Genomic DNA, 11,889 nt, shown 5'->3' on the forward strand with positions numbered 1-11,889 from the left:
TTTCCACATGGCGAAGGCTGTCTTTAGCCTAGCCTATTTTCTGAAAGGGAGTGATTGATGGATAGCCTTACAGTTACTCAACTGCCACCAAGGAGGCTCTTTAAAGCCACCCTCTGTTGTTACCTAGCATTAGACTCATTGCTACAGCTTTTAGGATATACCCAAAATAAAAAATTGACCTACAATAGGAAACTGTATATTATTTAACCAGCTTGATGCTTTATCTCCTATTTATGCACGTCATTTCGAAGTTTTCTCAATTCCTCGTCCTGTTTTCATAAGTACACCGTAAACATTCCTGCATTTATCTGCCTGAACTCAGGCGGCTCATTTATTTCCGAAAATAGGATAAAAATTATGTCTAATACAATTACTGGCACAGTTAAATGGTTCAACGATGAAAAAGGCTTCGGCTTCATCGAGCAACAATCTGGTCCTGATGTTTTTGCACACTTCAGCGCTATTACTGGTGAAGGTTTTAAAAGTCTTCAGGAAGGCCAACAAGTTGAATTCTCGGTAACACAAGGCCAAAAAGGCCCACAAGCAGAGAATATCCGCGCTATATAAACCGAAATAGTTTAACTCTATTTAGAGCATGGCTACACGCCATGCTCTTCCATAAACACAACTTCTGTTACCCCCTATTCCCTCTGAATTTATAAACTCTATTCTGTACTGCAGCCAAAGATCACTAACTGCGGAAGAATGCTTATTTATGAAAGCCAGACAAGCAAATTGTTAATTGCTTGGGCAATAATGGCTCTACTGAAGTTAAAGGAATAACTCACCATGTTAGAATATATTAATGATGCCTTGTGCGTATCTCGCTTCCCTAGGCAAGAAAATGACTTATGGGCATGTTACAAACCTTCCCTTGAATGTACTGACCGAAAACGACAAACGTGGAAACGTATAACCACTCTACTTTCTACCACTGAAATGCAGAGTTACCTTCACAAACATTACGAAGAAGAAAGTATCTCTGAAACGTTTGTTCGTATCTCGGCTAACTGAATCAAAACCGAACTTTTTACCGGATACTCCAGAGCTCAAGTAAAACTGACCATCACTTTGTATTCATTACAGTAATTTCTTCTGCCGAATTCTGCGATACATACTATTATGCTGATGCTGTCATTGCTGGCATATCCAGCAATTTGGTCTGTTATTAGATAAAGGCCTTGACCAATGAAACCTAATTTCGCTCTGGAGCACATTCAACCTTCAAGCAACTGAGGAAATGCGCTATAGGAACTTTACCCTAATAGCTATAATCAGCGACACATTTAAGAATGGGTATCATTCGTTTTCTTCGATATCCTTCTTGATTGTATACAACCTTTCTTTTTGCTCCTCACTATTCTGCATCTTCATCGAACCAACTTTGTGAGTAGAAGTAAAACGCTCAGTTTTATCGAGCACTTCAGATAGGTCAGACAGCCCTTCATTGATTGAACGATAGAGCATCAAGTCCAACCGTTCCAAATTTTCAAGTGCTTGGGTTGCTTGCCTGAGTATAAAGGGGAGTGATTCTAGAATGGTGTCATCTATGGATTGTCTCGCTAATTGGGATTGTAATTTAGTACGATCCTCTAGCCATAACACTAGCTCTTTTACCTCCTCAGTGAAGAGTTCTGCAGCAACATGGGGGGGAAGACGGTCAACTTGAGCATTGAATGAGGCCACTGTGATGTGGTTTTCCTTACCTGAAACTTTGTCTTTGATCTGACGAACACATTTAATCGTATCGCCTTTGGTAATGAATTCCATAACTGCTTCCTCATGACAAAGCATCTTATTGATCTCTATCCACTTAAGAGACAAACTAAAAATAGACCTAGAGAAGTGCAATTACCAATCGATAGGCTTACACCCATACTTTTTTTAGGTGGCCGCGAGCCAGAAAAGGGCACAGCAATAAAAACAGGTAGCAGCACTTTTACCCTAAGCCTCTAATCTTCAAAGGCATAACGATCCGGATACGAGTTCCAGTACAATCGGATACTAAACAAATCAGCAAATCTAGTAACACTCCCTCCCTTGATACTTATAATCCGGCTTTATCAAAAGAGAGACTATACTCCTCTAGACCGAACTTAAGGAGTTAAGGTAATGTCTAATCGCCCTAATCTACGAACCTATATACTCATACCTGTGCTGCTTTTACTTAGCATGCCATCCTTGGCAGATTGTTGTAGCGAACAATCCATCACGCGAAAAAATCCTGCGGCAATTGGGGGGCGGCTTTACGACAAGTGGTGGGCAGAACTAGATCTTGCCGCGCCATCAACAACACATCCAGCCTACCCAGCTACAGCTAAAAAGTCTGGAGCTACCACTTGGCGCTGTAAAGAGTGCCATGGTTGGGATTATGCTGGTATAGAAGGGGCGTATGGGACAGGAAGCCACTATACCGGCATTAAGGGAGTTACTGCTTATAAGGGAAAAGACCCAGCTCAGATTGGCGCATTATTAACCGATACAACCCATCAATATGACCGCTTTCTGAACAAACATGCTCTAAACCTAATTGCTACCTTCATCAGTGAAGGACAGATAGACATGTCGAACACCATCGGTCTTAATAGCAAAAAAGCCGACGGTGATGCAATCAACGGACAAGTGCTATACGGAGAATACTGCAGCCGATGCCATGGAGATGAAGGAGAAGACCTTAACTTCGGATCAAACCTGAAGCCTGAATATCTGGGCCCTCTGGCCCGAAGGAATCCGTGGGAGGTATTACATAAAATCCGTAACGGCCACCCTGGCTCGAAAATGGGCCCTGAACAGATGCACAGCGGCGATATCATGAGAAGACACCACCTCGGCGAGGTCCGAATGAACGAACCGATGCCAGCGATGATCGGAAAGTTGACCTTACAGCAACAGATGGATCTATTGAATTATCTACAGAAGCTTGCAAGTGAATAAGCTGACAGGGCATATCGTAAATCAACCCAACCCGGTATGTCCTGTCCATTAAAATAAAAAAACCTGTGCGGATTCTGTGCGCATAACGATATAGCACTCTCAAATAGAATCTAAGAAACTACAGTAAAGCTGTTTAAACTTTCCTTCACTATCCACTGAAATCTACTGAGATATACCACGTACTATTTGATTCAAAATCCCTTGCCTTCACGGGCGTGTCGGTTCGAGTCCGGCCGCTGATACCATCGAATTATAAAGAACAGACCCGCTCATTGAGCGGGCCTTTTTTTGTGCTTTAACCCCAGAAAAAGGGCCCTACCCAAAATTAAAGGGGTCAAAATTAAAGGGGTCAGCAAAATTAAAGGGGTCAGAGCCCTTTACTCTAACCACTAGCAGCGCAGCGTTCTAGCGACTAACTTCTAGCCCCTTTGTGACAACCTTCTTCCCCCGCCACCCAATAAACAGCCCAGAAGACACGATCAACGCCGAACCAATCAACATGGAAGCCGTGAACTCTTCACCAAAGAACAGCAGTCCAAGCGAGCAGCCAAACAGTAAACGGGTATATCTAAACGGCGTCACCGCAGACACTTCGCCAGTACGCATCGCTTTCATTAAACAGGAATAGGCGATTACCCCCGCGACCGTAGCAATCACAATCGACAATAGCTCGGGCTTAGATGGCAAACGATAAACCTCGCCTGCCCAACTAGAATAGAGAAGCCCAGAGATCAGGACGGATAGAAAGCCATAAAAGCCTAACCTTGCGGTGCCTATAGTGGGTGGAGCCATACGGCTTGCGAGATCTCTACCGGCAAAGCCGATCATACCTATTACCGCCAACAGAGAGAGCTGAGAGAAACCATCAGCACCTGGCTGTACGATTAAGATAACGCCCAATAACCCAATAAATATGGCTAACCACCTAACAGGGCTTACCTTTTCCCCTAGAAAAAGCACAGCGCCCGTCACAACTACAAGCGGAGTGGCCTGCAGAATAACGGTCGCTGTAGATAGCGGAATGAAGGCGATTGCGAGCACATAAAACAGTCGCCCGATGACTTCAAAGACGATGCGAATACGCATAGGCAAAGAAACGACATCTTTGATAAATAGAGGCTCACGGTTAAATTTAAGCATGCCAGCAAACAGCAACATACCACCCAAACCAAACAGAGCAAGCACCTGCCCCACCGGCAGAGTTTGCGCGGCATCCTTCACTAGCGCATCTTCAATCGCAAACGCAGCCATAGCAGCAATCATCCACAGGCTGCCGACTAGATTATCTTTACCATTTGTACTCGTTGAGTGCGCCACGTGATCTCTGCTTTCCGATAGGTAGGTTGATTTAACGACCTACCATCCTACCTATCCCCTCATAATCCCCAAGGTACAGCCAATAGAATATGCATAGTTACAGATCAGCAGAAAGCGGTAGAAAGCGGTAGAAAGCGGTAGAAAGCGGTAGAAAGCGGTAGAAAGCGGTAGAAAGCGGTAGAAAGCGGTAGAAAGCGGTAGAAAGCGGTAGAAAGCGGGATGGTGCCTTCTTTTTAATGAAAGAGGAAGAAGCCAAACAAAAAAGGCCTGCTCATTGAGCAGGCCTTTCTTTTTCTAGCCACTAGCAGCGAAGCGTTCTAGCTACTAGTCACTGAAATATATCAAACACCGTTAATCAGCAGGTGTACGCCGATACTTGCCACATAACCGAGGGCAATCGCTGGCGTCCATTTAAGGTGAGATGCGAAGGTATAAACGCCACGCGCAGTACCTAGTAGTGCTACACCTGCAGCAGAGCCGATCGCAAGCATACTACCGCCCACACCCGCTGTTAGGGTTACAAGCTGCCACTGGCCTAGCGACATCGCAGGGTCCATGGTTAATACCGCGAACATCACCGGAATGTTATCTACAATCGCAGATAGCACACCGACTAGACCATTCGCCCATGTTGGACCAAGGTCGTTGTACATAAGCTCAGAAACGATCGCCATGTAACCAAACTGGCTCAAGCCAGCTACACACAAGATTACGCCGTAGAAGAACAGTAAAGTATCCCATTCGGCACGTGATACACGCTCCATCACGTCGAATTCTTTAACTTCTTCACGCTTCTCAGTCATATCTTCAAACAGTTCTACAGCACCCACTGTTTCACCGTTTTCATCAACAACAGGAGCAGCACTGAACATTAGGTACGCGCCGGAGTTACCGATATTATCGAAGTAGTTAGCCGCATCGTAAGACTTACCACCCATTGGGTTGTCACGATACTTGTTTTGATAATGCTGACGTACGCCTGCACCTGATTCGTCTTCTAGGACAGCATCAGCCAAGGTTGGACGCTGATCTTTATAGAAGCCTTTCCAGTGATCTTTCGTGCCGATCATCTCTTCAGCTTTGATACCCGTTAGCTCTTCTAGTGCAGTGTTCCAGTGGGTAACGTTTTTCTCTTTATCGATCATAAACGCTGGATAAGGCTGATCATTTAGATGTTCGCCAATATCCTTACCGTATGCCTGTAGAACGCTCAATGGGTTTTGATGCGCATCGCTACGACCACCAAAGATCGAGTCAGCCATCACCGTACGACCTTCAACCTTCTTCAAGTAGAACGAGTACATACCTAGGTAACCCAGACCAAACATCATGCCAGCCGCAGGTGGTAGGTGTAGGAAGCTGTGGAAGCTTACTGCAGTTACGATAGTCGCCAGGAATAGCACCATCATTACTTTGGCACCACGTTTCATGAAGGATTTTTCCTGAGATGCTTCTGGGATCTCATTAGGAATCGCGAAGTTCATGATAACCGCAGGTACTAACCAGTTAACTAGCGATGGGATAAACAACGGTAGGAACTCTAGGAACTCTACTTTACCCTTCTGCCAAACCATCAGGGTTGTGATATCACCGAATGGAGAGAAAGCACCACCCGCGTTTGCCGCAACAACCACGTTGATACAAGCAATCGATACAAAACGGATATTCGAACCACCTACAGCCATTACAACCGCACCCATCAGAAGTGCTGTTGTTAGGTTGTCGGCAATTGGAGAGATTACGAAGGAAAGTGCACCTGTAACCCAGAAAACCTTACGTAGTGAATAACCACGGGATACTAGGTAAGCACGCAGCGCTTGGAATACGTTACGATCTTCCAGTGCGTTAATGTAGGTCATCGCTACTAGTAAGAACAGGAATAGCTCTGCGTATTCGATAATCGCATGTTTAATCGCATGGTGTGCCTGCTCTGTGGCACCAATTTCCTTAAATGCTAGCGCCACTAGAATCCAAATCAGACCCGCAGCCACCAGAACCGGCTTACTTTTCAGCAGATGAATATTGTTTTCCAGCGGAACCAATGAGTAAGCCAAAATAAAGATGGCGATACTTAGATAGCCATAGAAAGAGGCGCTCAGTTCCGGAACGTTAGCGGTCGCTCCGCCTGTTTCTGCAAAAGCAGTAAGAGGAAGCAGTAAGAGACCAACAACAGCCAACACAAAGCGTAAGCTTGCGCTGTTGATCTGTGGAAAAAACATCGACAGGTTCATGGTCAGAATCCGATTTTAAAATTGTTGTGTCTGGATCAGGTTACGGGTTTCAAAATACCCGCCGAAATCACATAAGAATTGACAATTCTTATGCAATTTCTGCCTAGCAACTTGCAGGGCTTGACCCATCGTCACGAGAAAGAGCGTCAAAAAATGACCAAATTCGAGTAGACCAACGTTAAGTCCAACCAGCTACTAGCATGGCGTGTATTCATGCCTATGCTAAAAATGCTGCAATGCACACATTTTTGAGCGGGGCTAGGGTAACGCTTTAAGACAAAAGTAAATACTGGTCTTTAGAGCAATAAAGCACCATCTTTTGAGTAAAGGAGTCCGGTAAAAAGACAAGGGGTCTGAGATAGCTGTAGGAAACTTACTCACGAATGCGCGTTTTTACATAGCGTAGCGCCAAAAAGGGACACAAATTCAAGGTGTATAGGCTTTGCTGATTTAAGCCTTTTGGATAAGGACCACAAGGAGGAGATCTGTTTTATCGATCTTTTTAATAGGAAGAAAGAGACTACTGCGAGACTTGCTCGCCACAATATAGCTTGCGAACTTTATTCAGAAACCTGACACGCTGAGTATTGTTCGAGAACTCGGTCACGACCACTTCGCCATTTACGACGCGGATACGTGAAAAACAATCCTTCAGCTCTAAATGCTTTTTGCCTTGGCCTGCGGCATAGACACCACGAAGAAAGAAACCACTACTCGATTGCTGGCCTTCAGTCACAATCTTGTCGTATACCGCTTTAAAAATTGAGGGATTAATCACAGAACCCATAAGCCTCTCCTTCTATCTTTCTTCAGCGTGTTTTAAAAAGTCGTAGATATCTTTGTGCTGCTTCGCCAACCAATCACTATTGGATGAGCTACTGTTGGATAGCTTATCCGCAAGGTGCAGAAGTGTTTTGTACGATTCACGATCTTTGATTGAGTGCATAACTTCCTCTCCTCCAGTAAGAAAAGACTTAGCTGTTTATGCTCTTTGTGATTACAGCAGCGTTGCAGATTGTATTGATGCTTAAGGTAGGAGAAGTTCTACCTGCCTGAGAGCGAGCAGGTAGAACTGTTCAGCAATGTTAATGGTGAGGTCGTCCATTGCCTATCACTTATGAGCGGGATCTAGATTATCAATAATGATAATGATTCGCAATAGCGTTTTATATTTTTTAGCAAATAATTTTTGTTCGACAAAAATACTGGTTAGCAGTGTTGTTATAGGTGTCCCGTTTTCACATAGATTAATGCGCCATCGTCCTTGGTATAGGGATGATGCTCACTCAAATGAGGACTACGCAACCAGGAACCTTTTGGGTAGATACCATGCTCATCGTAGAACGTGCCTTCAAGTACCAGTATCTCTTCACCGCCAAAATGACGATGGGGGTTAAACTGCGTATTCGGCGCCCACTTCACCAAGGCGACATGCTCACCCTCAAATTCATGCAGAGGCATAACGGTTAAACCATCGACCAAGCCTTGAAGCCAAGGAGCTTTAGTAGTATCAATCGCCTTTTGTTCTTTATCAGCTTCGTTAAACTGCTGCAGCTTTACAAAGATGATCGCACCCTCTTTGCCGACCCTCGGGGTGTGAGAGGTACCAATAGGGTTACGAACATAACTCCCTTGGGGATAATCTTGGTGTTCGTCAGAAAACACACCCTCAAGCACGAAGAACTCTTCCCCACCGCTGTGAATATGCGGTGAGAACTCACTAAAAGGTGCATAGCGGACAATCGAGGTCGCCCGTGCCGATTCATCACCAATACGATCCAGCATCATGCGCTCTACACCCGCCATGGGTGAATCAACCCAATGGTAATCTTCGGGACGAATAATTACGCGTTGTTCAAAATCTGCATTGATTCGTGTGACCATCTGACTTACTACTCTTTTTATATATCTAGCACCAGTGAATCACCGAAGCTACGTGATACACAGGGGCAAATCTGTTTTTGAACTTGCTGTTCGTTCTGGGTGAGGCATTGATCTCTATGATCAGGCTCTCCATCAAGCACAGTGACCGCACAGCTTTTACACACGCCACTTTTACAGCTATTGGGAATATCAATTCCACTTCCAATAATAGCGTCTAGCAAAGTTTGTTCTGCAGATACTTCGACTACTTTGCCACTTCGTGCGAGTTCTAGTGATATAGAGCTATCATGCGCTTGTTTGCTTGCACCAAACTGTTCAAGTTGGATCTGTTGTGGATCAACCTCTAATAACTGAGCCTGCTGTTTCAAGCCTGTGAGTAACTTCTGAGGACCGCACGCGTAAACCACTGCATCAGGTGCTTTGGCAGATAAAATCTGATGTAGATCTATACGCTCGTTCGCATCTCCCCGATAAAAAAAACCATTACCAACAAACTCCCGCTGTAAACGATCAAAGAACGCCATCTCAAGTTGACTACGACCAGCATAGTGAAGTTCAAATTTCCTGCCTTGATCGCGGAGCTTTTGCGCCATGGCCTTAATGGGAGTAATGCCAATTCCCCCTGCGATGAGGATTGTTGGACGTGTATCTTCATGAAGCTTGAAATAATTTTGCGGTGGCTGGCACTTCAACGTCATACCCAGATTGAAGTATTGATGTACTGCAACGGACCCACCCTGCCCCTGCTCTTCATGCAACACAGCAATTTCGTATATATCTCGTCGTGCTGGGTTAGAACAGATCGAATAATGGCGCGTGGTTAAACTACCATCCTCTAGCTGTACAGGTATTTGCAAATGCGCACCAGCTTCAAATTGAGGCAGTTCCAAACCTTGCGGATGTCGCAGCTCATAAGCGCGCACTCTTGGGGTCAGTTGCCTAATACCTGAAATCGTTAACGTTATAGGGCCATCACCTAACGATTGCGGATATGCGGAGGCCACCAGATCGGACTGAGCCTTAAGGCGAACATTCTCATCGATTACAGGTGCGATAAGCTGCTCCATTTCACTTTCAGTAAAGCGCGGAGTGATATGTTGTGGGCAATTCCAGTCGAATGCTTCTATTTTGATGATAAAGGCACGCTCAATCTCGGCTCTATACCCCGCTACCTCAAGTTTGGCCTGTGTTTCCCAATCATCATCCTTTACCAGCTCGACTCTTCCCATAAGCTTTAAACGACGCTTATTGGGATAATCCATAAAGAAGATAGATACCCTATTGTTGGTACGAAAATTACCAGTACTGACGTATTGACGATTGCCACTAAAATCAGCGAAGCCTAGCGTTGATGCATCTAAAACCTGCATAAAGCCTTTAGGGCCACCTCGATGCTGCACATAGGGCCAACCGGTTTCACCGACACTGGCCATGTAAAAACTATCACGCTCGGCAATAAACTCGGCTTCGTATTCCGATAGCAGATAATTATAATCCTCACCCTCATCCATACGAGCGTAACCAGCACGACTATTCTGCTCTGATTGAACTTGGCGAACAGTCTCAGTGAATGCGATTTGTGCGTATTTATGTGCCATCGTCAAATACCCTTATTTTAGGATTTAGCAGAAAAGAACGGGCCTTTAAGGCCCGCAAAGGCAGACTACTTATGAAGCTTGCTGCAGCTCTACTTTGGGGAAATCTATTTCTACGCGACTCGCTTTACCCAAAATATTGGTTAAAACGTTCATTCCAACATGGGTAATAATTTCGACGATTTCTGCATCGTTGTAGCCGGCATTTCGTACTTCGAGCAGTTCGGCGGTAGTAACAGCACCATTATTCTCTGCTAAGGAGCGTGCGAACTTCACGGCAACAGCCGCTTTGGCATCCTGACTACTGCCGGAACGGTTTGCTTCAATTTCTGAACTAGACAGGCCAGCTTTACGACCAATTGCAGTATGTGCTGATACGCAATATTCACAGGCATTCTGTTCGGCAAGCCCTAGGGCAATACGTTCACGAGTACGAAGATCTAGGCTTCCTTCATTTGCAATCCCATGTAAGCCTAAGAATGCACGTAGTGCCGCTGGAGAATTGGCAAATACCTTAAGAAAGTTTGGCACCATCCCAAGTTGCCCTTCAATCGCGGCATACAGTGCTTGTTGCTCTTCATTTACTTGTTCGTTTGTTACTAAGTTAATGCGGCTCATATCTAATTCCTCAAACTAATGACCAGCCTCTGTATTTGGCCGTTTGGTTAAGTTGTAGGACTAGTTTGACAAGCAATGATAAATTAAAGAATACTCAGAAAAAGCAAATAACTATTACGAAAAATGGAATAATATAACTCGGAGGGCATAAGAAAAGTGGATCAGTTTCATTTGATGAATGTGTTTGTTGCTGTTGCAGAAGAACAAGGATTCGCTGCCGCTAGTCGCCGATTGAATATCTCCCCTCCAGCTGTCACCCGAGCTGTCTCTGCTCTGGAAGAAAAACTCGGTATTAAATTGCTAACCAGAACCACTCGACATGTACGAACCACTGACGCGGGCCAGCGCTATCTCCAAGATGCACAGAGAATTCTTCAAGAGCTAGAAAGAGCAAACGAATCTGCAATAGGTATCAATAGCGAACCCAAAGGTCATTTATCGGTAACAGCGCCTGTTCTGTTTGGACAAAAATATGTCATGCCTAGCATTGCTGAATACCTGAATAACTACCCAGAAACAGAGGTAGATGCCGTATTTCTAGACCGTGTGGTTAACTTGATGGAGGAAGGGTTTGATGTCGGCATACGTATCGGTCATCTTCCTGACTCAAACATGTATGCAAAACGGGTTGGCACGGTGCGTATGCACTGGCTTGCTTCGTCACAATACCTAGAAAAAGCAGGTATTCCACAATCCCCTGAAGATCTGAAGCAACATTCAACTATCATGACCAATAGCAGTAGCATGGTGCAAGATTGGAAATTTGATTACGAAGGAAAGCAACAGAGTTTACGCTTAAAGCCACGATTAACGGTTTCCACCAATCAATCAGCGATCAATGCAGCAAAGCTGCATTTAGGCATTATCCATACTTTGTCGTACCAAGTTGAAGATGAACTAAACCATGGCGAACTTAAAACTGTTCTGGAGAACTATGAACCACCAGCAATGCCTGTACACATAGTTCATAGGGAAGGACGACAAGCCAGTAGCAAGATCAGAAGCTTTATCGATATTCTTGCAAAGACCCTGAATAAGAATAAAACCATCAATTAAGCGTGCACAAACCTTAATCGATGCAGAATTTATAAATTGTTATTACATATGCCACAAAGCACTCTATGTGCAATTGAGCTCCCTACAAAGAGCCATGAATCTACTACCAAATATAGAGACCATTACATTCAAAAATGATTATATAATAAGAGAAGTTTACGTTAGGCAAAGCTGTATAACTGAACTAAAAATTGGATTTTGGCCCCGCCGATAATCTTTCGATCGTCGCAAGGAAGCTAGCCCTCCTTACAAGG

The 11,889-nt window shown here is 44.6% G+C and carries 12 protein-coding genes; 4 read left to right on the top strand and 8 right to left on the bottom strand.

Going from position 1 to position 11,889, the window contains the following annotated elements; all coding sequences use genetic code 11:
• Positions 1-357: 357 nt before the first annotated feature.
• Both ACMXYU_RS14955 and ACMXYU_RS14960 read left to right on the top strand, forming a co-directional pair.
• Positions 358-567, top strand: coding sequence for a cold-shock protein (locus ACMXYU_RS14955; RefSeq protein ID WP_415882524.1), 210 nt, complete (start codon positions 358-360; stop codon positions 565-567).
• A 222-nt stretch (positions 568-789) separates the two neighbouring features.
• Positions 790-1,014 (top strand): hypothetical protein, encoded by a 225-nt coding sequence (locus ACMXYU_RS14960; RefSeq protein WP_415882525.1) that lies wholly within the window; start codon positions 790-792, stop codon positions 1,012-1,014.
• 285 nt (positions 1,015-1,299) lie between these two features.
• On the opposite strand, the gene ACMXYU_RS14965 is transcribed toward ACMXYU_RS14960, so the two are convergent.
• Positions 1,300-1,770: a hypothetical protein gene (locus tag ACMXYU_RS14965; protein WP_415899315.1), complete on the bottom strand. Its 471-nt coding sequence runs from the start codon at positions 1,768-1,770 to the stop codon at positions 1,300-1,302.
• 342 nt (positions 1,771-2,112) lie between these two features.
• Here ACMXYU_RS14965 and ACMXYU_RS14970 point away from each other — a divergent pair, with 342 nt between their 5' ends.
• On the top strand, positions 2,113-2,934 hold the full coding sequence (locus tag ACMXYU_RS14970) for a c-type cytochrome (protein WP_415899316.1): 822 nt from the start codon (positions 2,113-2,115) through the stop codon (positions 2,932-2,934).
• A gap of 405 nt (positions 2,935-3,339) precedes the next feature.
• On the opposite strand, the gene ACMXYU_RS14975 is transcribed toward ACMXYU_RS14970, so the two are convergent.
• The 7 genes from ACMXYU_RS14975 to ACMXYU_RS15005 form a co-directional block, all read right to left on the bottom strand.
• A complete protein-coding gene (locus ACMXYU_RS14975; protein ID WP_415899317.1) occupies positions 3,340-4,251 on the bottom strand; it encodes a DMT family transporter in 912 nt (303 codons plus the stop codon).
• A 341-nt stretch (positions 4,252-4,592) separates the two neighbouring features.
• Positions 4,593-6,482 carry a sodium:proton antiporter NhaD gene (gene nhaD / locus ACMXYU_RS14980; RefSeq protein WP_415899318.1) on the bottom strand — a complete coding sequence of 630 codons (1,890 nt, stop codon included), beginning with the start codon at positions 6,480-6,482 and terminating at the stop codon, positions 4,593-4,595.
• Positions 6,483-7,002: 520 nt separating this feature from the next.
• Positions 7,003-7,269 (bottom strand): hypothetical protein, encoded by a 267-nt coding sequence (locus ACMXYU_RS14985; RefSeq protein WP_415899319.1) that lies wholly within the window; start codon positions 7,267-7,269, stop codon positions 7,003-7,005.
• Between the two features lie 12 nt (positions 7,270-7,281).
• Positions 7,282-7,428, bottom strand: coding sequence for a hypothetical protein (locus ACMXYU_RS14990; RefSeq protein WP_415892637.1), 147 nt, complete (start codon positions 7,426-7,428; stop codon positions 7,282-7,284).
• A 275-nt stretch (positions 7,429-7,703) separates the two neighbouring features.
• A complete protein-coding gene (locus ACMXYU_RS14995) occupies positions 7,704-8,366 on the bottom strand; it encodes a cupin domain-containing protein (protein WP_415899321.1) in 663 nt (220 codons plus the stop codon).
• A 17-nt stretch (positions 8,367-8,383) separates the two neighbouring features.
• Positions 8,384-9,964, bottom strand: a complete 1,581-nt coding sequence (locus ACMXYU_RS15000; protein ID WP_415899322.1) for a pyridoxamine 5'-phosphate oxidase family protein — start codon at positions 9,962-9,964, stop codon at positions 8,384-8,386.
• Positions 9,965-10,033: 69 nt separating this feature from the next.
• Positions 10,034-10,579, bottom strand: a complete 546-nt coding sequence (locus tag ACMXYU_RS15005; protein WP_415899323.1) for a carboxymuconolactone decarboxylase family protein — start codon at positions 10,577-10,579, stop codon at positions 10,034-10,036.
• Between the two features lie 156 nt (positions 10,580-10,735).
• Between ACMXYU_RS15005 and ACMXYU_RS15010 the strand changes: the two genes are divergently transcribed.
• A complete protein-coding gene (locus ACMXYU_RS15010) occupies positions 10,736-11,635 on the top strand; it encodes a LysR substrate-binding domain-containing protein (protein WP_415899324.1) in 900 nt (299 codons plus the stop codon).
• Positions 11,636-11,889: the final 254 nt, after the last annotated feature.

This window comes from Neptuniibacter sp. QD48_11 (genome assembly GCF_047778095.1).
In the GTDB taxonomy this organism is placed as follows: Bacteria; Pseudomonadota; Gammaproteobacteria; order Pseudomonadales; family Balneatricaceae; genus Neptuniibacter.

Excerpts from the sequence above, each read along its gene's own strand:
- ACMXYU_RS14955 (WP_415882524.1), top strand. The coding sequence starts at position 358 with ATGTCTAATACAATTACTGGCACAGTTAAATGGTTCAACGATGAAAAA.
- ACMXYU_RS14960 (WP_415882525.1), top strand. The coding sequence starts at position 790 with ATGTTAGAATATATTAATGATGCCTTGTGCGTATCTCGCTTCCCTAGG.
- ACMXYU_RS14965 (WP_415899315.1), bottom strand. The coding sequence starts at position 1,770 with ATGGAATTCATTACCAAAGGCGATACGATTAAATGTGTTCGTCAGATC.
- ACMXYU_RS14970 (WP_415899316.1), top strand. The coding sequence starts at position 2,113 with ATGTCTAATCGCCCTAATCTACGAACCTATATACTCATACCTGTGCTG.
- nhaD (WP_415899318.1), bottom strand. The coding sequence starts at position 6,482 with ATGAACCTGTCGATGTTTTTTCCACAGATCAACAGCGCAAGCTTACGC.
- ACMXYU_RS14985 (WP_415899319.1), bottom strand. The coding sequence starts at position 7,269 with ATGGGTTCTGTGATTAATCCCTCAATTTTTAAAGCGGTATACGACAAG.
- ACMXYU_RS14990 (WP_415892637.1), bottom strand. The coding sequence starts at position 7,428 with ATGCACTCAATCAAAGATCGTGAATCGTACAAAACACTTCTGCACCTT.
- ACMXYU_RS14995 (WP_415899321.1), bottom strand. The coding sequence starts at position 8,366 with ATGGTCACACGAATCAATGCAGATTTTGAACAACGCGTAATTATTCGT.
- ACMXYU_RS15000 (WP_415899322.1), bottom strand. The coding sequence starts at position 9,964 with ATGGCACATAAATACGCACAAATCGCATTCACTGAGACTGTTCGCCAA.
- ACMXYU_RS15005 (WP_415899323.1), bottom strand. The coding sequence starts at position 10,579 with ATGAGCCGCATTAACTTAGTAACAAACGAACAAGTAAATGAAGAGCAA.